Source organism: Streptomyces sp. NBC_01537 (genome assembly GCF_045040445.1).
Classification (GTDB): Bacteria; Actinomycetota; Actinomycetes; order Streptomycetales; family Streptomycetaceae; genus Actinacidiphila.
Window position 1 is genome coordinate 2,113,250 of the sequence record NZ_CP109392.1, and the last position, 25,740, is coordinate 2,138,989.

The window sequence follows — 25,740 nt, forward strand, 5'->3', positions numbered from 1 at the left end:
ACCGGTCGCCGGTCAGGCCACGCGGTTGCGGCGACGGCGCGCCGTACGGATCACGAGCAGCCCGCCACCGGCGAGGGCGCCGGCCGCGAGGAAGGCGCCCGCGGCGATCTCACCCGTACCGGCGGCCGCGATGGAACCGCCGAGACCGGTGTGGGGACCGCTGTTCGGCCAGAAGTGGTGGGAGCCGTGCTGCTTCCTGTGGTGGCTTCCGCCATAACCGCTTTCGTCATCGCCCCAGTTGTCACCGCTCCAGCTGTTACCACCCCCGTTGTCGTCACCCCAGTCGCCGCCGCCACGGCCGCTGTCGCCGCCGTCGTCGCCGTAGCGGCTCCCGTCGTCGCCGAACTGCTCCGACGCACCGGGGTCGTCGGCGGCCAGAGCCTGGTCGGCCACCTGCGTGTTGGCGGCGGGCTGAAGCGCGGCGGGCTGGTCGGCGAGCGGCTGGCCCGCGGTCGGCGCCTGGTCCGTCGTCGTCTCATCCGCGTTCGCGGGGCAGGCGACCTGGAAGGACTTCTCCTTGCCGGCCAGCTCCTGACCCAGGAAGCTCCAGGTCAGCTTGTAGGTGCCGTTGGGCAGCTGCGGCGTGACCGCGGCCGTGACACCGGCCCCGTTGGTCAGCGAGACGGTGCCCGACCGGGTCTCACCGCCCGGCTGCGCCGGGTCGGCGGCGATCTGCCACGTGGCCTGTGTCACAGTCTCGAACCCTGTGGCGTCGAGGTAGAAGTTGCAGACGCCGGCCGCCGCCTGCGTCGGCGCCGCTGTCGTACTGCCGACCTCCCGGATGTCGACGGTCCCGTTGTCACCGGGCGCCGCGACGGCCGGCGCGGCGGTCAGCAGCGCGGCCCCTCCGAAGGCCAGGGCTGCGAGGGCAATAGTCCCCGAGCGAGCGTTCACTTGAGTACTCCTTCATAGCCAGGACGGATTTGTCATACCGTCATATGTGATGACGATCTGACAGATAAGGCCACAAAGAGGGCGAGCGACACGGGGTACGGGTTCGAGATCATCCGATCGGACCAGCGCCGCGGCGATGCCGGCGGCAGGGGGCTCCGGGACGGGGCGGGATGGGGCGAGGTGGGGGGAGATGTCCGTCACAGGGAGGCGCCCACAACGGCCGCGCCGCAATCGAGACGAAATCCCGGCGCTTCCGTAATTACCCAGGGATACCGTAGTCGTCCGCACCTGCTGTTCCTTTGCATACCATTGTCCGAACACGACACCGGAGGGAGCGGCTACCCAGTGGAGCAAGGCTTCGGCGTGCCGGCCAGACCCCGTCCTGACCAGGTGATCGGGCGTGGCGATGTGCTTTCGCGTGCGCGCGGGCAGCTGTCCCAGGGCGGCAGCGTGCTGCTGTACGGGCCGGCGGGCATCGGCAAGTCCGTCATCGTTCGAACGCTCGGCGCTGAATTCGCCGGGGACGGGACCACGGTTCTGAGGTGTTCGGCGACCGAGTCGGAATCGCATCTGCCGTTCCTCGCCCTGGTCGATCTGCTGGGCCTGGTCGCGGACGAGGTGGCCGATGTGCTGCCCGCACCGCAGCGGGCGGCGCTGGAGTCTGCGCTGACCGGCCGCGGGGAGTCCTCGGAGCAGCGGGACGGGCTCGCGCTGCGGCTGGCCGTGCTGTCGGTGCTGCGCGCGCTGGCGGCCAGGGGGCCGGTGCTGATCGTGGTGGACGACCTGCAGTGGATGGACCCGGCCAGCGCCGAGCTGCTGGCCTTCGCCGCGCGCCGGGTCAGCGGGCTGCCGGTGCGGATGATCGGGGCCGTACGGACGGACGGGGATCCGCAGGATCACCACGACCGGTATGTGCGCGCCTTCCCCTCGCAGGCGCTGACGCTGCAGATCCCGGCGCTGTCGCGGGCACAGGTGTCGGAGCTGCTGGCGGACCGCGGGCACGCGGACCTGCCCCGGGCGGTGCAGCGGGACATCCACCGCACCAGTGGCGGCAATCCGCTCTTCGCCCTGGAACTGGGCCGGGCACTGGCCGAGAGCAAGACCCCGCCCCGGCCCGGTGAGCCGCTGCCGGTGCCGACCTCGCTGCGCACGCTGGTGCTCAACCGGCTCGGCATGCTGTCCGCCGAGACCCGCCGCACCCTGCTGATCGCCTGCGCGGGCGCCCGTCCCACCCTGTCGCTGCTGCGCAGCGCGGGCCGGACCAACGCCGAGGCCGAGATCTCGGTGGCGTCCGCCCTCGGGCTCGTCGAGACCGACCATGACGGCGTCGTCCGCTTCGCCCACCCGCTGATATCCGCGGCGCTGTACGCCGAGGCCCTGCAGGAGGACCGGCGCACCGCGCACGCCGCGCTCGCCGAGGCGGCCTCCGATGTCATCGAACGCGCCCGCCACCTCGCGCTGGCCACCCCCGGCCGGGACGAGCTGGTCGCCAGCGGACTCGCCGAGGCCGCGGTGGTGGCCGCCGAGCGCGGGGCCCCGGGGGTCGCGGCCCAGCTCGGGCTGCTCGCCGCCCGCCACACGCCGTTCGGCGACGCGGACACGGCCAACCTGCGGCGGCTCGACGCCGCCGACCACGCACTGCGGGCCGGTGAGACCGATCTGGCCGGCACCATCGCCCGGGATGTGCTGGTCACCGCCACCAGCCCCGCCGACCGGGTCCGGGCCTGGATCGTGGTGATCGCCTCGGTCGAGCACTCGCTCTCCGACGTGGACGACATCTATCCGCAGGCCCTGGCCGACGCGGGCGACGACCCCGGGCTGCAGGCCCTCGTACGCTACGAGCTCGCCTGGCGGATCCTCCTGATCGACGGCGCGATGGCCGAGGCCGCCGCCGAGGCGGGCCGGGCCGCCCGGCTGGCGGCCGAGGCCGGCGACCGGCGCACCGAGCTGTTCGCCCTGAGCTTCCAGGCACTCAACGAGGCACTGTCCGGTCACCCGGACGCCGAGGCGACCCTGGCCCTGGCCACGGCCGAGCCGCAGGACCCGCAGGTGGCCGTGCACCACAACGGCCCGCAGTACATCCGCTTCCGGATCCTGCACATGAGCGACCAGCTCGACGAGGCACGGGCGACGATCACCTGGCTGCTGAGCGAGGCCCGGCGGCGCGGCGCGGTGGAGGGCGAGATCGTCTTCGCCCGCGGGCTCGCCGAGACCGAGCTGCGGTCCGGGCGCTGCGGCACCGCGCTGGAGCTGGCCCGCGAGGGCCTGCGGCTGGTGGAGGACACCGGGATGTACGAGGTCCCGGCCCTGCGGGACGCGGCTCTGGCCGAGGCCTCGGGCGGCAGTGTCCAGCGGGCGCTGTCGCTCGCCCAGGACGGCGTACGGCGGGCCGAGGCCTACGGGGACATGTCGTACCTCTCCCGCGCCCTGTGCGCGCTGGGCCACGCCCAGCTGGTCGGCGCGGACCACCGGGGCGCGGTCGACACCCTGCGCCGGGTCCGCGAGCTGGAGCGGGAGATGGGCGTCACCGATCCCTCGCGTGACCGCTGGCACGGCGACCTCGCCGAGGCGCTGGTGCGCGTGGGCGAGCTGGACGAGGCTCAGGCCGTGATCGACGCCACCCGCATCCCGGCCACCCGGCTGGGCCGGGCCAGCATCCTCGCGGTCCTCGACCGCTCCGAAGGGCTGGTCAGGGCCGCTCGCGGTGACCTGGACGGTGCCGCGGCGCTGCTCACGGACGCCCGTGACAGGCTCGGCGCGCTCGGCTACGCGCTGGAGGAGGCCCGGGCCTCCCTCGCCCTGTCCCGGGTCGAGCGGGAACGGCACAATCCGGCCGCCGCCCGTACCGCACTGAACGATGCCGCGCGCATCTTCAAACGGGCCAAGGCCCTGCCCTGGCTGGAGCTGGTCGGCGCGGGTCCGGCTTCCCCCGCACCGGCCGGGACGGCGGAGGCGTCGGCGCCGGCTCCCGCGGAGGCCCGCGGGGACCAGGGGATCCCCGACTTCAGTACGCTCGCCGCGATGGAGCGCCAGGTCGCCGCGCTGGTCCTGGAGGGGGCCACGAACCGCGAGATCGCGGCGACGCTCTTCATCAGCGTGAAGACGGTCGAGGCCACCCTCACCAGGGTGTACCGGAAGCTGGGGATCCGGTCCCGCGTGGACATCGTCCGGCTGGCGGCGAAGCGGCGGGCGGCGGGCTGACGTCACGTCATGTCGGGTCAGCCTGATGCGACTTCAGTGACCGGAACCTAACCGAGGGTTATCCCTATCCGGCCCCCGCAAGGGGGTTCCCTCATTGGGGGCGTGGCTCGGCCACCCCTAACTTGAGGATCGCACAGTAACAACAACCTCTTCAAACACGGCAGTTGACGGCAATGGCGTCGACGGCTGCCGTGCCGTGCGCGTGGTTGCAACACCACTTCCCCCCACACCCGCAGGGCCGCGCGCTCCCCCCACCGGCATTCTTTGAGGAGTTCCACATGTTCAGCCTTACCCGTGCGGGCAAGGCCGTCGCCGCGGTCCTCGCGACCGCGGCGACGTCCGCCGCCCTCCTGGTCGGCGCATCGGCCGCCCAGGCCGATGTGCACGCCAGCATCGTCGGTGGCTCGACCACCACGACCACCGCCTACCCGTTCATGATGCAGATCACCGACGCCTCCCAGAATCAGTTCTGCGGCGGCACGCTGGTCTCCTCCACCAAGGTCGTCACCGCCGCCCACTGTATGGTCGGCGAGACCACGAGCAGCGTCCGTGTCGTCGGCGGCCGTACGTACCTCAGCGGTACGAACGGCACCGTCAGCAAGGTCAGCAAGATCTGGATCAACCCCAGCTACACCGACGCCACCAACGGCGACGACGTGGCCGTGCTGACCCTGTCCACCGCGATGTCGTACACCACGGCCTCGTACGTCTCCTCCAGCCAGACCAGCATCTACGCGGCCGGCACCACCGCTCGCATCATCGGCTGGGGCACCACCTCGGAGAACGGCAGCTCCTCCAACCAGCTGCGGACCGCGACGGTTCCGATCGTCTCCAACTCCAGCTGCGCGAGCTCCTACGGCTCCGACTTCATCGCCAGTGACATGGTCTGCGCCGGCTACACCTCCGGCGGCGTGGACACCTGCCAGGGCGACAGCGGCGGCCCGCTGCTCATAGGCGGCGTCCTCGCCGGCATCACCTCCTGGGGTGAGGGCTGCGCCGAGGCCGGCTACCCCGGCGTCTACACCCGTCTGACGACCTTCTCGTCACTGGTGACGACGCAGATCAACTCCTGACGATCCGTCAGGCAGCGCCAGGGGGCGCGGTGCGCCGGTACGAGCGGTTCCCCGCGCCCCCTATCCACCAACGCCGCGACCTCCGCCCGAAGGGCGGGGGTCTGCGGTTGTTCGGCGGCTCGGGGCCTGTCCGAAGTCAACGGCGTGCGCCGCACCCGGGTCCGTCGCCACGAGCAGCCGCTCCGCCTCCTGCGTGAGCGCCGCACGGTCCGCGCGGGCGAGCGGCCCGAAAGGGCTGACCGTCAGCGTCGCGGAGCCGTGGGCGCGGTCGACCCGCCAGGTCCCGGCGACGAAGCCGTCCACCAGAACCGCGGCGCGGATGATGCCGTTGACGGTCATCAGGCGCGACCGGTGCTCGTCGGCGAGGATGCGGCCGCGGTCGGCATGGGAGAGCGTCAGGTTGTCGAAGTCGGCGACGAAGCGCGCGGAGACCGGTGTGCCGGGGTCCGGGAGGGGCGGGGCGTCGGGCAGGTCGTACAGGATGCGGCCGCGCTCGTCGTGGTACGTACGCAGCTCCATCCCGGCGAAGACGGACCGCAGCCCGGTCAGGCCGGACCACTTCTGGGCGTCGGCCACCGAGGCGGGGCCGAAGGCGGCCAGATAGCGGCGTACGACACCGGCGGGGTCCGGGGCGGCGAGCGGCTCGCCGAGCCAGTGCTCGGCGGTGGTGTAGAGCACGCGGCCGCCCTCGCCCCACAGGCCGCGGGGCGGCAGCTGGACCAGCGGCAGCCAGCTGCGCAGGGCGTTGACGAGGGAGGCCGGATCGGCGCCGGGCCAGCGGGCGGCGAGCAGGGTCCGCAGTTCGGCGGGATCGCGGGGCCGCTCCTCGACGAGGCCGCGCCCGAAGGCCATGACCTCGGCCCGGTCCGCCCCGGCGAGCCCGCGGGCCCAGTTGCTGCCCGCGAAAACCTTGTCGAGCATGGGCTGGAGCAGCGGGCGCAGCAGCAGCGCGTCCCGCGCGCTGACCAGATGCACCGTGCTCCGCATCAGCACCAGCCGGACCGCCCTCCGGTCCCGCAGCAGCTGGGCCAGGTCGTCGAGCGCGAAGCCGTCGAGCCGGGTCCACAGGCCGATGTACGCGGACTCGGGGGCCTGCGACTGCAGCCCGAGCAGGTGCTCCACGGCGTCGGAGGCGCCCATCGGGGAGCGCTCGATCAGCAGCTGGCGCTGCAGCAGCACCCGGTTGAGGGCACGGCGGTCCAGCACGGTCGGCATGGGGCCACCCTAGGCCGCGCGGAGCGCCTCACGCGTACCGGTCGCCTCTTGGGACGGGGCAGTGTAGACATAGGCGTATGGTCCGGCTGTGGGGCCGGGTACGCAGCGTGGCCGGTCAGGTCTTCGTTCTGCAGGTCGTGGTCGTGCTGCTGCTCGGCGTGGGCGCGGTGGCGGCCCTTGTGCTGCAGGCGGGCCACGACAGCACGCTGGAGGCCCGCAACCGCTCGCTCGCCGTCGCCCAGACATTCGCGAATTCGCCGGGGATCGTCCAGGCACTGGCCTCGGCGGACCCCACCGCCGTGCTGCAGCCACGGGCCGAGGCGGCCCGTACGCGGTCCGGGGTCGACTTCATCGTGGTGACGGACACCGAGGGGATCCGCTACACCCACCCGAAGCCGGACCGGATCGGCAAGAAGTTCGTCGGCAATCTGCGGCCGGTGCTGGCGGGGGGCGTCGTCACGGAGACGGTCAACGGGACCATCGGGCGGCTGGTGCAGGCGACCGTCCCGGTCTTCAGCGAGGGAGACGGCAAGGGCCGGGTCGTGGGCATCGTGTCCGCCGGGATCACGCTCAGCAAGGTGCGCGGCGTCGTCGACCGGCAGCTGCCGATCCTGCTGGGCGCGGCCGCGGCCGGGCTGGCGCTGGCCACGGCCGGGACGGCGGCGGTCAGCAGCCGCCTGCGGCGGCAGACGCACGGGCTGGGGCCCCTGGAGATGACCCGGATGTACGAGCACCATGACGCGGTGCTGCACTCCGTGCGCGAGGGCGTCCTGATCCTGGACGGCGAACGGCGGCTGCTGCTCGCCAACGACGAGGCCCGGCGGCTTCTCGATCTGCGCCCCGACGCCGAGGGCCGCCCGGTCACCGAGCTGGGCCTGAACGCGCAGGCCACCGAGCTGCTGGCGTCCGGACGCATCGCCACCGACGAGGTGCTGCCGGCCGGCGACCGGCTGCTGGCGGTGAACAACCGTCCCACGGACCGCGACGGCGGGCCGCCGGGCAGCGTCGCGACGCTGCGCGACTCCACCGAGCTGCGGGCCGTGTCCGGGCGGGCCGAGCAGGCGCAGACCCGGCTGCGGCTGCTGTACGACGCGAGTGTGGCGATCGGCACCACCCTGGACGTCGTGCGGACCGCCGAGGAACTCGCCCAGGTCGCGGTGCCCCGGCTCGCCGACTTCGTCACCGTTGGGCTCGTGGAGCCCGTGCTGCACGGCGAGGAGCCCCGGCCCGGCGGCGCCGCCGAGCTGCGCCGGGTCGCGGTCAACGGCGTCCGCGACGACCACCCGCTCTACCCGCCGGGACGGCTGGTCCGCTGGGGCCCGGACACCCCGATGGGCCACGGTTTCGGCACCGGCGAGCCGGTGCTCGTAGCGGACCTCAGCGACGCGGTGGAGTGGGTGGAGCAGGACCCGGAGCGGATGCGCAGGGTTCTCGACTACGGCATCCACTCGCTGATGACGGTCCCGCTGAAGGCCCGGGGCGTGCTGCTGGGCATGGTGAACTTCTGGCGCAGCGACCGGCCCGGGCCCTTCGAAGAGGGCGACCTGTCGCTGGCCGAGGAGCTGGTCGCCCGGGCCGCGGTCTGCATCGACAACGCCCGCCGCTACACCCGCGAGCACACCATGGCCGTCACCCTGCAGCGCAGCCTGCTGCCGCGCGGGCTGCCCGAGCAGAGCGCCCTGGACGTCGCCCACCGCTATCTGCCCGCCCAGGCCGGGGTCGGCGGCGACTGGTTCGACGTCATCCCGCTGCCCGGCGCCAGGGTCGCCCTGGTGGTCGGCGACGTCGTGGGCCACGGACTGCTGGCCGCCGCCACGATGGGGCGGCTGCGCACCGCCGTGCACAACTTCTCGACCCTGGACCTGCCGCCGGACGAGCTGCTGGGCCACCTGGACGAGCTCGTCGGCCGGATCGACCAGGAGGAGTCGCCCGGCGCCGGGGGCGAGCTCGCCATCGCGGGCGCCACCTGCCTGTACGCCGTCTACGACCCCTCCTCCGGACGCTGCGTCCTCGCCCGGGCCGGCCATCCCCCGCCCGCCCTGCTGCGCCCCGACGGCACCGTCGAGTTCCCCGACCTGCCCGCCGGGCCGCCGCTCGGGCTGGGCGGACTGCCCTTCGAGACCGCCGAGCTGGACATCCCCGAGGGCAGCCTCCTGGTCCTCTACACCGACGGGCTCGTCGAATCCCGCACCCGCGACATCGACGTCGGCCTCGACCTGCTGCGCGACACCCTGGCGGGTCACCCCGGCCGCTCCCCCGACGACACCTGCGCCGCCGTGCTCGACGCCCTGCTCCCGGACCGCCCCGGCGACGACATCGCCCTGCTCGCGGCCCGTACGCACCGGCTCGGAGCCGATCGCATCGCCGAGTGGGAGGTCCCGGCCGACCCGGCCGCCCTGGCCGGACTGCGGGCCTCGGTCGCCCGGCGGCTGGACGAATGGGGCCTGGACGAGCTGGCGTTCAGCACCGAGCTGATCCTCAGTGAGCTGGTCACCAACTCCATCCGCTACGCCGCCGGGCCCATCCGGCTCCGCCTGCTGCGCGACCGCACCCTCATCTGCGAGGTCACCGACGCGAGCAGCACCTCCCCGCACCTGCGCTACGCCGCCACCACCGACGAGGGCGGCCGCGGCCTCTTCCTCGTCGCCCAGTTCGCCGAGCGCTGGGGCACGCGGTACACGGCGGAGGGCAAGGTGATCTGGGCGGAGCAGGCCCTGCCGGGCGGGCTCGGGCCTACGCCGCCGGGCTGACCCGGCCCGCTATCGGCGTGGCGTCATGGTGGATCGGGGTGTGTGCGCCGGTCAGGGGGACGCCGGTGCCGCCGCGGCGGTTGGCGACGATCTCGGCGCCGATGGACAGGGCCGTTTCCTCGGGCGTGCGGGCGCCGAGGTCGAGGCCGATGGGCGAGCGGAGGCGGTTGATTTCCAGCTCGCTGAGGCCGGCTTCGCGCAGGCGCCGGAGGCGGTCCTCGTGGGTGCGGCGGGAGCCCATGGCGCCGACGTAGGAAACCGGCATGCGCAGGGCGCGTTCGAGGAGGGGGATGTCGAACTTGGCGTCGTGGGTGAGGACGGTGATGACGGTGCGGGCGTCGGTCCGGGTGGATTCGAGGTAGCGGTGCGGCCAGTCGACGACGACCTCGTCGGCGTCGGGGAAGCGGGCGGGGGTGGCGAAGACCGGGCGGGCGTCGCAGAGGGTGACGTGGTAGCCGAGGAATTTGCCGATGCGCACGACGGCCGAGGCGAAGTCGATGGCGCCGAAAACCAGCATGCGCGGGGGCGGCACGCTGGACTCGACGAGCAGGGTGAGCGGCTCGCCGCAGCGGCTGCCGCCGGACCCGATGAGGGCGGTGCCGGTGCGGCCGGATTCGAGCAGCGCGAGCGTCTCGGCAGCGGCGGTGCGGTCCAGCCCGGGTTCGCCGAGGGTGCCGGTGTGCGATCCGTCCGGGCGGACCAGGAGCCCGCGGCCGAGCAGGTCCGCCGGGCCGGCCACAACCCTGGCCACGGCCGCCGCCTCACCGGCGACGGCGGCGGCCAGGGCCGCGGTGAACTCCGGGCGTCCGGAGATCCGCTGGATGAAGATGTCGATGACGCCGCCGCAGGTCAGACCCACGGCGAAGGCGTCGTCGTCGGAGTAGCCGAAGCGGTGCAGCAGCGGCTCGCCGGTCTCCAGGACCTCCTGGCACAGCTCGTAGACCGCGCCTTCCACACACCCGCCGGACACGCTGCCGACCGCCGTCCCGGCGGCGTCGACCGCGAGGGCCGCGCCGGGCAGGCGGGGCGCGCTGCCGCCGACCGCGACGACGGTCGCGACGGCGAAGGAGCGGCCCTCGTCGCACCAGCGGTGCAGCTCGTCAGCGATGTCCAGCATGTGTGGGGTCTCCTTACTTGACGCCGAGCCAGGACTCGACCGGGTTCAGGGCGAAGTACGTGAAGAACAGGGCCGTCAGGATCCACATGAAGACGCCGGGCTCGCGGAACCTGCCCTGCGCGGCCTTGATCGCGGTGTACGCGATGACCCCGGCACCGACCCCGGCGGTGATGGAGTACGTGAACGGCATCAGGGCCACCGTCAGGAAGACCGGGATGGCGACGGACCGGTCGCCCCAGTCGACGTGCCGGGCGTTGCCCATCATCATCGCGCCGATCACGACCAGCGCGGCGGCCGCCACCTGGCCGGGGACGATCCGCGCGAGCGGGGTGAAGAACAGCCCTGCGGCGAAGAGCAGACCGGTCACGACCGAGGACAGCCCGGTTCGGGCGCCCTCGCCGACGCCGGTGGCGGACTCGACGAAGACGGTCTGCCCGGACGCGCCGGAGATGCCGCCGATCGCGCCGCCCGCGCCGTCGATGAACAGCGCCTTGCTGAGCCCCGGCATGCGGCCCTCGGCGTCGGCCAGACCGGCTTCCGTACCGACCCCGATGATGGTGGCCATCGCGTCGAAGAAGCCCGCGAGGACCAGGGTGAAGACGATCATCCCGACGCCCATCGCGCCGATCCGCGTCCAGCCGCCGAACTCGACCTGGCCGAAGAGGCCGAAGTCGGGCGCGGAGACGACCTTGTCGGGCAGGGCGGGGACGGTCAGGCCCCAGGCCTTCGCGTCGAGCCCCGCCGCCGCGTTGACGGCGATCGCCATGACGGTGCCGGTGACGATGCCGATGAGGATGGCGCCGGGGATGTTCCGGGCCTGGAGCATGAAGATCAGCAGCAGCGTGACGCTGAAGACCAGCACCGGCCAGCCGGACAACCGGCCGTCGACGCCCAGGGTGACCGGGCTGCCCTCGCCCCTGCCGACGAAACCGGCGTTGACCAGGCCGATCAGCGCGATGAACATGCCGATGCCGATGGTGATGCCGTGCTTCAGGGGCAGCGGGATCGCGTTCATGATGACCTCGCGCAGCCCGGACACCACCAGGAGCACGATCACGGCCCCGTACATCACGCACATCCCCATCGCCTGCGGCCAGGTCATGTGCGGGGCGACCTGCGTGGCCAGCACCCCGGAGACGCTGAGCCCGGCGGCGAGCGCGAGCGGCACCTTGCCGAACAGGCCCATGAGCAGGGTGCTCACCGCCGCCGCGAGCGCGGTGGCGGTGACCAGGCCGGCCTGGCTGAGCCTGTGCCCCTCGACATCGGCGCCGGAGAGCAGGAGCGGGTTGAGGAGCAGGATGTACGCCATGGCCATGAAGGTCGTCAGACCTCCGCGGACCTCGCGGGCGAGAGTCGAACCCCGCGCGCTGATCAGGAAGTACCGGTCCAGCCACGCGGCTGCGCCGGGCCGGATCGGTGGTTCGCTCCGGTCGTCGTCGGCTGTTTGCTGCTGCGTCGATATCTGGGTCATGCGGTGCCACTCCCAAGGTTCATAGGTGCACCCGTACGTCCCTGTACGGGATTTGGGATGGTGCGTGGACATCACGACCCGGGGGACGGCCCGGTGGATGCGGCTCTGTGAAGCAGCCCTGCCGGGCGGGCTGCGCGGCCCGCCCGGCAGGGAGTCGGTCAGGTACCGGTGAGGTGCTCGGGGCGTACCGGTACGCGCGCCAGCGCCAGCCCCGTGGCCGCGCGGATCGCGGCGACGACGGCGGGGGTGGAGGACAGCGTCGGGGCTTCGCCGACGCCGCGCAGGCCGTAGGGGGCGTGGTCGTCGGCGAGTTCGAGGACGTCGACGGGGATCGGCGGGGTGTCGAGGATGGTGGGGATCAGGTAGTCCGTGAAGGAGGGGTTGCGCACCTTCGCGGTCGCCGGGTCGACGATGATCTCCTCCATGACGGCGAGGCCGAGGCCCTGGGTGGTGCCGCCCTGGATCTGGCCGACGACCGACAGCGGGTTGAGGGCCTTGCCGACGTCCTGCGCGCAGGCCAGCTCGATGACCTTGACCAGGCCCAGCTCGGTGTCGACCTCGACGACCGCGCGATGGGCGGCGAAGGAGTACTGGACGTGGCCGAAGCCCTGCCCCGTACGCAGGTCGAAGGCCTCGGTGGGCCGGTGCCGCCACTCCAGCTCGATGTCGACCGCCTCGTCGCCCAGGACGTCCACCAGGTCGGCCAGCACCTCGCCGCCGTCGGTGACGACCTTGCCGCCCTCCAGGAGCAGCTCGGCGGTGGCCCAGGCCGGGTGGTAGCTGCCGAACCTGGCGCGGCCCAGCTCCAGGACCTTCTCCCGTACGGCCTCGCAGCTGTGCTTGACGGCGCCGCCGGTGACGTAGGTCTGCCGGGAGGCGGACGTGGAGCCCGCCGAGCCGACCCGGGTGTCGGCGGGGTTGATGGTGACCTGGGTGACGCCCAGTTCGGTGCGGGCGATCTGCGCATGCACGGTTACGCCGCCCTGGCCGACCTCGGCCATCGCGGTGTGGACGGTGGCGACGGGCTCGCCGGCGATGACCTCGATGCGCACGCGGGCGGTGGAGTAGTCGTCGAAGCCCTCGGAGAAGCCGACGTTCTTGATGCCGACCGCGTAACCGACCCCGCGCACCACGCCTTCGCCATGGGTGGTGTTGGACAGGCCGCCGGGCAGGGCCCGTACGTCCGCGGTCTCGCCGGCCGCGAGCCACTGCTGCTCGGGCGGCATCGGCATGGCCTTGACGCGGCGCAGCAGCTCGGCGACGGGCGCCGGGGAGTCGACGATCTGGCCGGTGGGCATGACCGAGCCCTGCGACATGGCGTTGAGCTGCCGGAACTCCACCGGGTCCATGCCGAGCGCGGCTGCCATCTTGTCCATCTGGGCCTCGTAGGCGAAGCAGGCCTGGACCGCGCCGAAGCCGCGCATGGCGCCGCAGGGCGGGTTGTTGGAGTAGAGGGCGATCGCCTCGATGTCGACGTTGTCGATCTCGTACGGACCGACGGCGAGGGAGGCGGCGTTGCCGACGACGGCCGGGGAGGAGGAGGCGTAGGGGCCACCGTCCAGCACGATGCGGCACTTCATGTAGACGAGCTTGCCGTCACGGGTGGCGCCGTGCTCGTAGCGGAGCTTGGCGGGGTGGCGGTGGACGTGGCCGAAGAAGGACTCGAAGCGGTTGTAGACGATCTTGACGGGCTTGCCGGTGCGCAGGGCGAGCAGGCAGGCGTGGGCCTGCATGGACAGGTCCTCACGGCCGCCGAAGGCGCCGCCGACGCCGGAAAGCGTCATGCGCACCTTGGATTCGGGCAGGCCGAGGACGGGGGCGACCTGGCGGAGGTCGGCGTGCAGCCACTGGGTGGAGATGTACAGGTCGACGCCGCCGTCCTCGGCGGGCACGGCGAGGCCGGACTCGGGGCCGAGGAAGGCCTGGTCCTGCATGCCGACCTCGTAGTCGCCGGTCACCACGACCTCGGCCAGCGCCTGCGCGGCCGCGACATCGCCGTGGACGACCGGCTGGCGGTGGACGATGTTGGGGTGCGGGCTGTGCGGGGCGTGGTGGTCGTCGCGGTCCGGGTGCAGGATCGGGGCGCCGGGGCCGGTGGCGGTCTCCTCGTCCACGACCAGCGGCAGCGCCTCGTACACGACCTTGATCTTCGCGGCGGCGCGGCGCGCGGTCTCCGGGTGGTCGGCGGCGACGAGGGCGACCGGTTCGCCGTGGAAGCGGACGACCCCGTCGGCCAGCACCGGCTGGTCCTGGATCTCCAGGCCGTAGGTCTTGGCGGCGGGCAGGTCCTCGTGCGTCATGACGGTGTGGACGCCGGCCTGGGCGAGCGCCTCGGAGATGTCGATGGAGACGATCCGCGCATGCGCGTGCGGGCTGCGGAGCGTGAAGCCCCACAGCATGTCCTCGTGCCACAGGTCGGAGGCGTAGGCGAACTCGCCGGTGACCTTCAGGGTGCCGTCGGGGCGCAGCGTGGACTCGCCGATGCCGCCCTTGGTGCGGGTGGCCTGGGTGATCTTGGTGGGGGTGTTGGCGGTGCCCATGCTCAGGCCTCCTGTCGCGCGGCGGCGAGGCGGACGGCGTCGAGGATCTTCTCGTAGCCCGTGCAGCGGCACAGGTTGCCCGACAGCGCCTCGCGGATGTCCGCGTCGGCCGGGTCGGCGTTGCGTTCCAGCAGCTCGTCGGCGGCGACCAGGAGGCCGGGGGTGCAGAAGCCGCACTGGACGGCGCCCGCGTCGATGAAGGCCTGCTGGATCGGGGAGAGGTCCACGGACTCGTCGGTGGGGCGGGCCTGCCATTGCCTGGCCTCGTCGAGGCCGGTGCCGATGGCAGTGGCGGCACCGGTGCCGCAGGTGCCGGCGCCGCACGCGCCCGCGGTGCGCTCCTTGGCGTAGTCGGCCAGGCCCTCCACGGTGACGATCTCGCGGTCCTGGCACTGGCCGGCGGCAACCAGGCACGCGCAGACCGGGACACCGTCCAGGCGGACCGTACAGGAGCCGCATTCGCCCTGCTCACAGGCGTTCTTCGAGCCCGGCAGACCCATGCGCTCGCGCAGCACGTACAGCAGGCTCTCGCCCTCCCAGACGTCGTCGGCCTCCTGCGGGCGGCCGTTGACGGTGAAGGTCACGCGCATCGGATGTTCCTCTCGTTGCCGCGGTACTCGTCCCATGTCCAGCCCAGCGTCCGGCGGGCCATGACGCCCAGCGCGTGGCGGCGGTACGAGGCGCTGCCGCGCACGTCGTCGATGGGGCTGGCGGAGCCGGACACCAGCTCCGCGAACTGCCGGACGACCGCCGGCGGGATGATCCTGCCGTTGTCCCAGAAGCCGCCCTCCTCCAGCGCGGCGTTGAGGAAGTCCTCGGCGACGCGGGCCCGGATCGGGGTCGGGGCGGCGGAGCCGATGCCGGTCTTCACCGTGCGGCTCGCGGGGTGCAGGGCGAGGCCGAACGCGCAGACGGCGATGACCATCGCGTTGCGCGTGCCGACCTTGGAGAACTGCTGCGGCCCGTCGGCCTTCTCGATGTGCACGGCCCGGATCAGCTCGTCGGGCGCGAGCGCGTTGCGCTTCACACCGGTGTAGAACTCCTCGACGGGGATCATGCGCGTGCCGCGTACGGACGCCGCCTCGACCTGCGCACCGGCGGCCAGCAGCGCCGGGTGCGAGTCACCGGCCGGGGAGGCCGCGCCGAGGTTGCCGCCGACGCTGCCGCGGTTGCGGATCTGGGGGGAGCCGACGGTGTGCGCGGCCAGCGCCAGGCCGGGGAGCTCGCTGCGCAGGTTGTCCATGATCCGGGTGTACGGCACCGAGGCGCCCAGCCGTACGGTGTCCTGGTCGGTCTCCCACTCCTGGAGCTCGCCGATGCGGTTGAGGTCGAGGAGCACATCGGGGCGGCGGTGGTCGAAGTTGATCTCGACCATCACGTCGGTGCCGCCCGCGATGGGCACAGCGGTGGGGTGCTCCGCCTTCGCGGCGAGGGCCTCCTCCCAGCTGGCGGGGCGCAGGAAGTCCATACGGTTGCTCTCTTCTGCTTCGGGACTTGCTTCGGGACTCGAACAGGGCTTGCTCATGTCCTGCATTCACGCGCGATGAGTCAAGTACACCGCCGTGCGGCCGTCCGGACGCAGTCACGGATTGCATGAAGCACTTGGCTGGTCGGGACCGATGTCTTGTAGATTCATCCGAAAGGACAAGGTCCGAAACATCCCGGCATTCGCCCGGCAATACCGATGGAACGAACCGGGCGCGACCCTGGTACCGCTCATTGCAGGGACCGGGGACACGTTCGAGACAGGGCGACACACGATGCGGCTGCGCACACTGCTGGACACCGATGCACTGGGCCTCCGGCTGCTGGGCGGCGAGGAAGAGCTGGACCGCACGGTACGCGGGGTGATGACCACGGACCTGCGCGACCCGAGCCGCTACCTGGCGGGCGGGGAGCTGGTGCTCACCGGTCTCGCCTGGCGTCGCGCTCCGGACGATTCGGAACGCTTTGTACGTATTCTCGCATCCGCGGGGGTCGCCGGGCTCGCGGCGGGCGAGGCCGAGCTCGGCTCCGTTCCGGAGGATCTGGTGCTGGCCTGCGCCCGGCACCGGCTGCCGCTGTTCTCGGTGTCGGAGGATGTCGCCTTCGCGTCGATCACCGAGCACGTCGTACGGCAGGTCTCGACCGAGCGCGCCGGGGATCTGGCCGCCGTCGTCGACCGGCACCGGCGGCTGATGTCCTCCGGCCCGGCCGGCGGCGGTCCGGACGCCGTCCTGGACCTGCTCGGCAGCGACCTCGACCTCAAGGCCTGGGTCCTGTCCACCACCGGACGCCAGATCGCCGTGTCCTCGCACCCGCTCCCCGCCGAGCTGCGCGCCGAACTGGCCGGTGAGCATCTCGCCGCCGCGCGGACGGCCAGGCCGTCCCCGCACCGCACCTTCACCGGCGGCCGTACGTACTCGCTCTTCCCGATCCGCAGCGGCGCGGACGGCGCGGATCCGCGCACCACGCTGCTCTCCGACTGGTTCCTGGCCGTCGAGGCCGACGCCGGGGACTGGCCCGACGAGCGGCTCGACCTGCTTCAGGGCGTCACCCAGCTCATCGCCGTCGAGCGCGACCGGCGGGACGCGGCGCGCACGGTCCGGCGCCGGCTCGCCCAGGAGGTCCTGGAACTGGTCCAGGCGGGCGCCCCGCCCGCCGAGGTCGCCGCCCGGCTCCGGGTCGCCGCGCCCGTGCTCCTGCCCGGGCTCGGCACCGCCCCGCACTGGCAGGTCGTCGTCGCCCGCGTCGAATGGTCCGGCACCGACCTGCCCGGCGGTCCCGTCTCCCAGGCCCTGCTCGAAGAGGCCCTCGTCGACCCCGCCGCCATCGGCGCCGAGCTCGGCGACCGCATCGCCGTCGCCCACAACGGCGACGAGGCCATGGCGCTGGTCCCGCTCTCCGCCATCGGCGACACCGAGTCCCTGCACGCCGCCGAACTCGACGCCGAGGGTCTGCTCGGCGCCCTGCGCGGCCCCCTGACCCGCGGTCTCGACGGCGACGGCCGCCTCACCCTCGGCGTCAGCGCCTCCGTCCACTCCGCCGAAGCCCTGCGCGGCGCCCTTGAGGAAGCCCGGCACGCCAGACGGGTCGCCGCCGCCCGCGCCGGCCGCGTCTGCGTCGCCGGCCACGAGGAGCTGGCCTCCCATGTGCTCCTGCTGCCCTTCGTCCCGGACGACGTCCGCCGGGCTTTCACCGCCCGGCTGCTGGATCCGCTGCGCGTCTACGACAAACGCCACCGGGCCGAGCTCATCCCCACGCTTGAGGCGTTCCTGGAGTGCGACGGATCGTGGACGCGCTGCGCCACGCGGCTGCACCTGCACGTCAACACCCTCCGGTACCGGATCGGACGGATCGAGCAGCTCACCGGGCGCGACCTGTCGCGGCTGGAGGACAAGCTCGACTTCTTCCTGGCCCTGAGAATGAGCTGAAGTCTCAGCCCGCCCCCTTGGCTTCGGCCACCGCGCCGTGTTGAACTTCCCGCACCGGCTCCGGCTCGATGACGCGCTCAGGAGGGCATGTGGCGGACACCGCCATGGCAGCAAACGCAAGCGAAACCTCCATGCCACCGCCCGACATCTGGCGGCTGAGGGCGCGCGGCTGCTGGACGGAGGCCGCGACGCTGCTCGCGACGCACGGCACGACCCGGTTCGGCCCGGCGCTGACGCGGGCCGCGCTGCTGAGCGAGCAGTGCCTGTTCACACTCGGCGGCTGGCCGGAGGCCGAGGACGCGCTGCGCGCGGCGGAGGCGCTGGCCCGTACGGATGACGAGCGCGGGGAAGCGGCCTGCGAGCGCGGGCATCTGGCGTATCTGGCAACGCAGTTCGGGGTACGGGACCGGGCGGACGAGGCGAGCGCGGCACTGGGGCGGAGCGCCGCGCTGTTGACGCCGGGGGCGGCCGGGCGGCCGTTGCTGGACTTCCGCAGGGGACTGGTGGCGGAGAAGCTGGCGGACGACCCGGCAGCGGCGAGGGCGGCGTACCGCAGGGCCCACGCGGGAGCCGTGGCGCGGGGCGACGCGCTGCTGACCTCGTTCACCTGGCGGCATCTGGCCGTGCTGGCGGCCCGGGAGGGCGACCTCGCGGAGGCCCGCCGGGGGTTCACCGAGTCGCTGCGGATCCGCACCGAGCTGGGATACGTCATCGGGGCGGCCCCGGCACTGCTCTCGCTCGCCGGGATCGAGCCGGAGCCGGAGGCGGGCCGCCTGCACGCCGAGGCGGCCCGGCTGTTCCGGCTGCTGGACGGGGTCCCGGTGTGGCTGGCCGACGAGTTGGGCTGAGCGGCTGGGCGATCGAGTCTCAGTCGTTGCAGAAGTGCGCGCGGACCAGGGATTCGACGGTGGGCAGATCGCCGGCTACCAGCGCCTCGAGGAGTACGGAGTGCTCGCTCGCGTCGGCGACCAGATGCGCGGCCGTACGCCGGGGCCGTTGCGCGCGGCGGTGGAGTTCGTCGGCCACGGCGACGAGCTGGCGGTTGCCGGAGAGCTCCAGCATGGCCCGGTGGAAGGCGCGGTCGGCCTCGGCGTAGGCGGCGCGGTCGCCCCGGGCGGCGACCGCGGCGGTGGCCTCGGCGTAGCAGCGCAGCGCCTCCCAGCGGTCGGCGGGGAGGGTGCGGGCGAGCCGGAGGACGACGGGGACCTCGATGAGCGCGCGGACCTCGGCGAGTTCGGCCTGTTCGCGGGCGCTGCGCTCGGCGACGCGGAAGCCCCGGTTGGGCATGGCCTCGACGGCGCCCTCGCGGGCGAGGAGCTGCATGGCCTCGCGTACGGGGGTCGCGGACACCCCGAAGCGCTCGGCGAGGGCGGGCGCGGAGTAGACCGCGCCGGGTTCCAGCTCGCCGGTGACGAGCGCGCTGCGCAGGGCGGCCAGGATCTGGTCGCGTACCGAATGCCGCTCGGGCATCCGGCGCGGGCGCGGTACGACGGCCTCGGCCTCGGCGTGGGCCTGCGCGTGCGGGTGCTCGCCCCGGACCTGCTCGGCGCGGCCCGGCGGCAGGGCGGAGCCCCGTGCGGCGGTGGGGCCGTACTCCACGGGGGCTCCTCAGGGCGGACGGGGGCGCGCGGCGGGGCGCTGTCTCTATTGCAACACTCTTTTGGAGCAGCTCGGGAAAGGTAAACCTCGATCTTAGCGGATAAGGTAAGCCTTACCTCCTTCTGGAAGTCCTCCCGAGCCCCCGTGGACGGTCCCCATGCACCTCGCCGCCCCCGCCCCACCCGTGGCCTCGCCCATGACCTCGCCCCTGGCCGGCGCCTACGCCCGCCTGACCGCGGTTTTCCCCGGCCTGCGCATCACCGAAGAGGCCCCCCGCACCGGCGCGGGCTGGGGCACCGCCCGCGAACTGGCCGACGGCGGCGCGGCCCTGGACGCCTTCCTGGCCGGGGACGACGCACAGATCACCCGGGACTACGGACGCCCGGCCCGCCCGGATGTCACCGCGAGCTTCGGACTGCACCGCTACGCCTGGCCCGCCTGCCTGCTCTTCTCCGTCCCCTTCTTCCTGCACCGGCGGGTCCCCCTCCTCACCCCCGACGACGTGTCGTTCCACCGCACCGACGGACGCGTCACGCGCATGACGGTCCGCCCCCGCGGCTTCGCCTGCCTGCCGGACGACCCGGCCGCGCATGCGCGGGACGCGTACGCCGTCCCGTCGCGCGACGCCCTGCGGGCCGAGCTGCGCGCGGCCGTCGCCGCCCATCTCGCCCCCGTTCTGGACGGATTCCGCAGCCGCACCCGGCGCGGCTCGCGCGCATTGTGGGGCACGGTGACCGACGACATCACCGAAGGGCTCTGGTACGTGGGCCACTTGCTCGGCGAGGAGGACCGCGCGGTGGCCGAACTCGCCGCGCTGCTACCGGGCGGAACGGAGCCTTTTCCGGGCGGCGCGGCCTTCCGCGAACTCGCCGGACCGGGCGGCGCGGCACTGCGCACGCGGGACCGGATTTCCTGTTGCCTCGTCTACACACTGCCGTCCGCGGATACTTGCGTGACGTGTCCGAGGACCTGTGAGAGCGACCGGGTGAAACGTCTGACCACAAATCTCACACACAGCTAACGCAACTGTTCTAAACAAGCGCCTCAGTTCGAGTATTCTGTCTGCCTCGCACCACGCCACCCCTCCGTTGGCGTCCTCTTGTCCCGAAACTGCTTCACGCGGCTCAGTCCTTCGCCAAGATGTCGCGCGAACGCCGTCTCGCGGCCCGAGCGCGACGGTACGCGACGCTAGGTTTGGATTCGCACGATGAGACTTACAGACATACCGCTGGACTGGATGCTCTCGGGCGCCGTGGGCCTGGCGGTCGCCGGCGCCGTGGCCGTCTTCTTCGTCCGCAACCGCAAGGCGCAGGCAGCGGCCGCGGCCGGTGACTCATGGGAGCGTTCAGAGGAACGGCGGCGCAAGAAGGAAGCCGTATACGGCAGTGCCTCCTACATCCTGCTCTTCGCCTGCGCCTCGGTCGCCGCGGCGCTCTCCTTCCACGGCCTGGTCGGCTTCGGCCAGGAGAACCTGGGCCTGACCGGCGGCTGGGAGTACCTGGTCCCGTTCGGCCTGGACGGCGCCGCCATGTTCTGCTCGGTACTCGCGGTCCGCGAGGCCAGCCACGGTGACGCCGCGCTCGGTTCCCGTCTGCTGGTGTGGACCTTCGCCGGCGCCGCCGCCTGGTTCAACTGGGTGCACGCGCCGCGCGGCGGCGGCCACGCCGGCGCGCCGGAGTTCTTCGCGGGCATGTCCCTGTCCGCGGCCGTCCTCTTCGACCGTGCCCTGAAGCAGACCCGCGTGGCCGCCCTGCGCGAGCAGGGCCTCGTCCCGCGGCCGCTGCCGCAGATCCGCATGGTCCGCTGGCTGCGGGCGCCCCGCGAGACGTACGGCGCCTGGTCGCTGATGCTCCTGGAGAACGTGCGCACCCTGGACGAGGCGGTCGAAGAGGTCCGCGAGGACAAGCGCCAGAAGGAGATCGACGGCATACGCCGCCGCGAGCACGACCGTCTGGAGCGCGCCCGCGTCAAGGCGATAAACCGCTCGCACCGCAGCTGGCCGCGTGGCGGCGGCGGCCGTCAGATCGAACTGCCCAGCGGGTCCACCCCCGCCGGCGGCCAGACCGCCACGGAGCCTGCCATAGAGTCCCTGGAGGCAGCCGAACTCCCGGTCCGCTCCCGCCCGGCCCTGTCGCCGGTCCGCGGTGAGACCCCGTCCTACTCCAGCAGCGCCATCGACCTCACGGCCGAGGACGACACGATGACCCTGCCGAAGCTGGACTCCCTGGAGCGCAAGCTGGCCGACCTGGAGCGCCAGTACGGCTGACGAGCCGACGGAGCCGCCGCCTTGGCGTGATGCGGCGCGATCCGTTCAACGGTGAGTGAGTGTGAGCCCCGGTGACCTCAGGTCGTCGGGGCTCACTCATGCCGTATCGCTCATGCCGTGCCGCTCATGCCGTATCGACGCTCAGCTCGAACCACACGACCTTCCCCGTCCCCTCCGGGCGCACCCCCCACGCGTCGGCCAGCGCCTGGACGAGCAGCAGCCCGCGCCCCGACGTGACCTGGTCGCCGGGGGCCCGTAATCGGGGGTGGCGCGAGACGAAGTCGCGTACCTCGACCCGGAGCCGGCGGCTGCGCCGTTCCGGGGAGAGCGTCGCCGTCAGTACGGCGCCGCGATCGGTGTGCTGAAGCGCATTGGTGACCAGCTCACTGGCCAGCAGCTCGGCCGTGTCGGCGAGACCCGGTACGCCCCAACCGCGCAGCGCCTCCCGCAACACCTGGCGTACCTCTGCCACCGCCGGGAGGTCGGCGTGCTGGAGCAGCCGCCGTAACTGGCGCCACTCACCGGCCGCTTCGACCCCCTGGCCACCCGTCTCCGCAGGCTGACGTTCCATCGGCTCCGCTCCGGCCGCTGTCGTCGTACCTCGAACATCCTCGCGATATGCATGCCCACGGTCCGTGCGGTCCAGACATCTGCGGACGCCTACGATGCCCATGGGGTCCACGCGGTCCACTCGATCCACGACAAGGAGCACAGACATGGCCAGGGTCCACGAGTACGACCTCACCGTCACCTGGACCGGCGCCGCCGGCGGCGGCACGGACTCCTACCGCACCTACGACCGCGCCCACGAGGTCACCGCGGAGGGGCCGCCGCCCCTGTCCGGCAGCGCCGACCCGCACTTCCGCGGCGACCCCTCTCGCTGGAACCCCGAGCAGCTCCTCCTGGCCTCGCTCTCGCAGTGCCACATGCTGTCCTACCTCGCCGCCTGCTCCCTGGCCGGCATCGTCGTCACCGCCTACACCGACCACGCCCACGGCACGATGGCCCAGACCCCCGACGGCGGCGGCCACTTCACCGAGGTCGTCCTGCGCCCCCAGGTCCGGGTCGCCGCCCCGGAGATGGCCGCCCCCGCCGCAGAGCTCCACGAGAAGGCCCACCGGATCTGCTTCATCGCCAACTCCGTCAACTTCCCGGTGCGGCACGAGCCGGTGGTGACCAGCGAAGCCCCTACCGAAGCCCCTTGAGCACATTGCCCTCCGTGCTGAGGTAGTTGTCCGTGTAGTCGAAGCGCGCGGCCTTCGCGAAGAGCAGGTAGTAGTACTTCATGTTCTCGCTGTACCAGTACCCCGGTGTCAGGTCGCCGAGCCGCACCGGACCGGCCGTCACGTCATCGACGACCGTGTAGCCGTTCGCGACCTTGCAGTGCCGCTTCTGCCTGCCGTACAGGTCCCGCGCCCGCGAGCGGTAGCGGTCCTTGCCGGTGGCCAGCCACAGGAAAAGACACGAGTCGGCGTACTCCGGACGCAGTGGATAGGCCGGATTTACCGCCTTCATCGTGTGGTAGTCCAGATACTCCGGCGGCAGCCGGAACTTCCCCAGCACCGCCGTCCACGCGTCGTGATACCGCTCCCCGTCGGCGAGGTGCCCGCTCTGCGCGAGCAGCCCGGCGTAGAAGGCGGTCAGCTCCGACTGGTTGTGGCCGGTCGCCTTCCCGGTCGTCATGTCGGCCTGGCGGAACCACAGGCGGCCGGCCCGCCGCTCCGCCAGCCGCTTGAACACGGCGGCCGTCAGCTTGTCGTACCAGGCCTTCAGATCGCGGTCGCCGAACAGCGTCCAGCCGTCCCACAGATACTCGTAGAACGAGTCCACCGGCGGGTCGAGCGTGGCCGTCCGCCCGACCCAGGCCCCCGTCTCGACGTTCAGCGTCGTGCCGACCAGGTCGATACTCGAACGCCGGTCGTATACGGCCTTCAGCGCCTTCTTGGCCGCGTCGAAGTACTTCCGGTCCCCCGTGATCCGCGACAGCTCGCCGAACTCCGCGATGCACGTCCCGATTTCGGCCAGCGGGGCATCCGCGCCCCGCACCTCGCCCGTGGACAGATTGACATATCGATAAGGAGCCCCCGTCGGCGAGCGCTGGAAGGCCGGCAGCAGCCGGTCCGCGAGCTCGCGGGCCCGGTCCAGGAGCATCTGGTCCTTGGTGGCGGCGTAACCGGAGAGCAGGCCGCCGACCAGCCGGATGATCGCCTCGAAGACCTGCACCGGGGCGTTCTGGTCGAGCCGCAGGTCGTTCCTGACCCACTCCACGCCCGCGTTCAGCTCGCTGTCCAGCTCCATCAGATACAGCGTGTCCAGGGCCTCGATGATCGTCAGCCCCAGCGTCCCGCCCGGAATGAAGAAGTCCGACCCGCTCCCGCTCACCGGCAGCAGCTCGTCCCGCCCCCACGCCAGCCGCCGGTAGGAGTCCCACGCCGTACGGAACTCCTTCACCACATCCGCCCCGAGAGCCGGATACGGATCCGGGGCAGCCGCCGAAGCCGTGCCTGCGGCCGTCCCTGCCAAGGCCACGGCAGGCGTGATCGCGGCCAGCCCGCCGATCATCCTGCGCCGGGTGAGTCCGCCGGGGCGCGCGTGATTCGTCATGCCGTGTGAACCGCGTTCCCCTGCGGGGCGTTACGGGCCACCTCATCCTGCGGCCGACGCCCACCCGGCATCCACGGCCGACGGTAGGCGAGTGAGCCAAAGCGAAGCGGCCGCTGTCGAAAGGGAGAACGCGCGCAGTCCGCGAGGAACGAGCGGGCGAGCACGATCGACCGTCGACAGTGGCTGAGCGCAGCGGAGGCGAACTCGCCTCTTACAAGAGGGGCGCGTCCCAGACGGCGACCGCCGTGCGGTCGTCCGCGTACCCCTTCACCCGGGTCTGCGTGTCGCCGAGGAACGCAGCCAGCCCCGGCGGCTCCGCGGAACCCCAGCGCCGGACGAGGTGCGCGGCCAGCGCGGGCTCGCCCCGCAACGGCTCCGCGAGGCCGCCGCTGCACAGCAGCAGGGTGTCGCCGGGCCGGGCGACGGACGCGCGGAAGCGGAACCGTATGGCGGGCTCGCCGGGGATCCCGGGGATCCGGTCCTGCGGTTCCGGCTCCACGGCGTCGGCCGGTTCGTCTTCTCCGGGGGTGGGGTCGAGGTCCTGCCATTCACCGTCGCGGATGCGGAAGAGGCCGCCGTCGCCGGCGCCGAAGAACAGCCGGGTGCGGCAGGCCGGGTCGACGGGCAGCAGCAGGCAGCGCAGGGCGGCACTGTACTCGGCCGGGTCGAGGCCGAGGTCCGCCCCGCGGGCCCGCAGGCGGCCGTAGCAGCGGTCGGTGAGGCGGTGGAGGCCGGACTTGAGGGAACCGCGCCGCGAGGCCCGGAGGTCCTCGGCCAGCCGGGCGTGGCTGCGCCCGACCGCTCCCGCGATCCAGTGGCACGCGTCGGCCGCCGCCCGGTGCGCGGCCTCGGCGGCCCGTGGCCCACTGGCCATGGCGAGCAGCAGCAGCGCGTCGTCGCCGGTGCCGAAACGGGCCGCCAGCAGCGAGTCGCGCCTGGGCTCGCCGCGATAGCGGGCGGAGTCGCCGCGCACGGAGGCGGTGCGTACGGTCAGCGAGCCGTACCGCGCGCCGTCGAGGACGGTGTCCGGCACGAGGTCGCCGAGATCCTCCGGGTCCGCCGGCGGCCAGGCGGTCGGCTCGGCGTCGTAGGTCGGCGGCCGGTCGCCCACATGGACGGGCTCGGGCTCCGGCTCGGGCTCCTGGAACGGCGGATCGGCGGCGGCCCACCCCGGCGGAAGGCCGGGCGGCGCGGGCCAGTTCACCTCACCCTCGCCGGAGGTGGTGGGCTCGGCGGGGTCGCGCCGCAGGTGCAGCGTGTCGGGCGGCTCCTGGAACGGGACTTGGGACGGGATGCGGGGCGGGGCTTGAGGCGGCACCTGGGGTGGGGCCTGTGGCGGGGCCTGGGACGGCACTTGGGGCGGGGCTTCGCCGAGGGCTCCGAGTGCGGAGGCGTAGCGGTCGTCGACCGTGTCGCCCGGATCTTCCGCCGCCGATGCCGGCGGATCGGCCGGCCCTCCGTACAACTGCCGCCACCACTCGTCTTCCTGGCTTTGATGACGGGTCGTATCCCCCTGCTGGCTCATGCCCTTATTGTCCACCGCGACACGCGCCGGGAAACAGCGAACGCGCACACCAATGGCCCGACGGGCGGCCGG

The 25,740-nt window shown here is 72.7% G+C and carries 19 protein-coding genes; 8 read left to right on the top strand and 11 right to left on the bottom strand.

Annotated elements, in window-relative coordinates; all coding sequences use genetic code 11:
• Positions 1-12 precede the first annotated feature (12 nt).
• Positions 13-894: a hypothetical protein gene (locus tag OG607_RS09805; RefSeq protein ID WP_405721331.1), complete on the bottom strand. Its 882-nt coding sequence runs from the start codon at positions 892-894 to the stop codon at positions 13-15.
• Between the two features lie 345 nt (positions 895-1,239).
• Here OG607_RS09805 and OG607_RS09810 point away from each other — a divergent pair, with 345 nt between their 5' ends.
• Both OG607_RS09810 and OG607_RS09815 read left to right on the top strand, forming a co-directional pair.
• Entirely contained in the window at positions 1,240-4,095 is a 2,856-nt protein-coding gene (locus OG607_RS09810; protein WP_405721334.1) for an AAA family ATPase, read from the top strand.
• Positions 4,096-4,373: 278 nt separating this feature from the next.
• The gene (locus OG607_RS09815) at positions 4,374-5,168 is read left to right on the top strand and encodes a S1 family peptidase (protein ID WP_405721337.1); all 795 of its coding nucleotides are present in this window, start codon (positions 4,374-4,376) and stop codon (positions 5,166-5,168) included.
• Between the two features lie 60 nt (positions 5,169-5,228).
• On the opposite strand, the gene OG607_RS09820 is transcribed toward OG607_RS09815, so the two are convergent.
• Positions 5,229-6,383, bottom strand: a complete 1,155-nt coding sequence (locus tag OG607_RS09820; protein ID WP_405721339.1) for a winged helix DNA-binding domain-containing protein — start codon at positions 6,381-6,383, stop codon at positions 5,229-5,231.
• A gap of 77 nt (positions 6,384-6,460) precedes the next feature.
• On the opposite strand from OG607_RS09820, the gene OG607_RS09825 reads away from it, so the two are divergent.
• The gene (locus tag OG607_RS09825) at positions 6,461-9,133 is read left to right on the top strand and encodes a SpoIIE family protein phosphatase (protein WP_405721342.1); all 2,673 of its coding nucleotides are present in this window, start codon (positions 6,461-6,463) and stop codon (positions 9,131-9,133) included.
• Here OG607_RS09825 and OG607_RS09830 read toward each other — a convergent pair.
• The 5 genes from OG607_RS09830 to OG607_RS09850 all read right to left on the bottom strand — a co-directional run bounded on the left by OG607_RS09830 (position 9,117) and on the right by OG607_RS09850 (position 15,729).
• A complete protein-coding gene (locus OG607_RS09830) occupies positions 9,117-10,250 on the bottom strand; it encodes an XdhC family protein (protein ID WP_405721345.1) in 1,134 nt (377 codons plus the stop codon). The genes OG607_RS09825 and OG607_RS09830 overlap by 17 nt on opposite strands.
• 13 nt (positions 10,251-10,263) lie before the next feature.
• Positions 10,264-11,721, bottom strand: a complete 1,458-nt coding sequence (locus OG607_RS09835) for an NCS2 family permease (RefSeq protein ID WP_405721348.1) — start codon at positions 11,719-11,721, stop codon at positions 10,264-10,266.
• Between the two features lie 158 nt (positions 11,722-11,879).
• Positions 11,880-14,261, bottom strand: coding sequence for a xanthine dehydrogenase family protein molybdopterin-binding subunit (locus OG607_RS09840; protein WP_405721351.1), 2,382 nt, complete (start codon positions 14,259-14,261; stop codon positions 11,880-11,882).
• 2 nt (positions 14,262-14,263) lie between these two features.
• Positions 14,264-14,851, bottom strand: coding sequence for a (2Fe-2S)-binding protein (locus tag OG607_RS09845; RefSeq protein ID WP_405721354.1), 588 nt, complete (start codon positions 14,849-14,851; stop codon positions 14,264-14,266).
• Positions 14,842-15,729 carry an FAD binding domain-containing protein gene (locus tag OG607_RS09850; RefSeq protein ID WP_405721357.1) on the bottom strand — a complete coding sequence of 296 codons (888 nt, stop codon included), beginning with the start codon at positions 15,727-15,729 and terminating at the stop codon, positions 14,842-14,844. The genes OG607_RS09845 and OG607_RS09850 overlap by 10 nt, the downstream gene beginning before the upstream one ends.
• Before the next feature lie 292 nt (positions 15,730-16,021).
• Between OG607_RS09850 and OG607_RS09855 the strand changes: the two genes are divergently transcribed.
• Both OG607_RS09855 and OG607_RS09860 read left to right on the top strand, forming a co-directional pair.
• Entirely contained in the window at positions 16,022-17,674 is a 1,653-nt protein-coding gene (locus tag OG607_RS09855) for a PucR family transcriptional regulator (protein ID WP_405721360.1), read from the top strand.
• A 104-nt stretch (positions 17,675-17,778) separates the two neighbouring features.
• Positions 17,779-18,522 (top strand): hypothetical protein, encoded by a 744-nt coding sequence (locus tag OG607_RS09860; protein WP_405721363.1) that lies wholly within the window; start codon positions 17,779-17,781, stop codon positions 18,520-18,522.
• A gap of 19 nt (positions 18,523-18,541) precedes the next feature.
• Here the strand turns inward: OG607_RS09860 and OG607_RS09865 are convergent, their stop codons facing one another.
• Entirely contained in the window at positions 18,542-19,237 is a 696-nt protein-coding gene (locus tag OG607_RS09865) for a GntR family transcriptional regulator (protein ID WP_405736667.1), read from the bottom strand.
• Positions 19,238-19,430: 193 nt separating this feature from the next.
• Here OG607_RS09865 and OG607_RS09870 point away from each other — a divergent pair, with 193 nt between their 5' ends.
• Both OG607_RS09870 and OG607_RS09875 read left to right on the top strand, forming a co-directional pair.
• Entirely contained in the window at positions 19,431-20,294 is an 864-nt protein-coding gene (locus OG607_RS09870; RefSeq protein ID WP_405721365.1) for a (2Fe-2S)-binding protein, read from the top strand.
• 186 nt (positions 20,295-20,480) lie between these two features.
• Positions 20,481-21,539: a DUF2637 domain-containing protein gene (locus OG607_RS09875; RefSeq protein WP_405721368.1), complete on the top strand. Its 1,059-nt coding sequence runs from the start codon at positions 20,481-20,483 to the stop codon at positions 21,537-21,539.
• Positions 21,540-21,663: 124 nt separating this feature from the next.
• Here the strand turns inward: OG607_RS09875 and OG607_RS09880 are convergent, their stop codons facing one another.
• A complete protein-coding gene (locus OG607_RS09880) occupies positions 21,664-22,110 on the bottom strand; it encodes an ATP-binding protein (protein WP_405721371.1) in 447 nt (148 codons plus the stop codon).
• A gap of 145 nt (positions 22,111-22,255) precedes the next feature.
• On the opposite strand from OG607_RS09880, the gene OG607_RS09885 reads away from it, so the two are divergent.
• On the top strand, positions 22,256-22,744 hold the full coding sequence (locus OG607_RS09885; protein WP_405721374.1) for an OsmC family protein: 489 nt from the start codon (positions 22,256-22,258) through the stop codon (positions 22,742-22,744).
• Here the strand turns inward: OG607_RS09885 and OG607_RS09890 are convergent.
• Together OG607_RS09890 and OG607_RS09895 are read right to left on the bottom strand one after the other, a co-directional pair.
• Positions 22,728-24,143, bottom strand: coding sequence for a glycoside hydrolase family 47 protein (locus OG607_RS09890; RefSeq protein ID WP_405721377.1), 1,416 nt, complete (start codon positions 24,141-24,143; stop codon positions 22,728-22,730). The two genes, OG607_RS09885 and OG607_RS09890, sit on opposite strands and share 17 nt — an antisense overlap.
• Positions 24,144-24,354: 211 nt before the next feature.
• Positions 24,355-25,668, bottom strand: a complete 1,314-nt coding sequence (locus OG607_RS09895) for a protein phosphatase 2C domain-containing protein (RefSeq protein WP_405721380.1) — start codon at positions 25,666-25,668, stop codon at positions 24,355-24,357.
• Between the last annotated feature and the right edge of the window lie 72 nt (positions 25,669-25,740).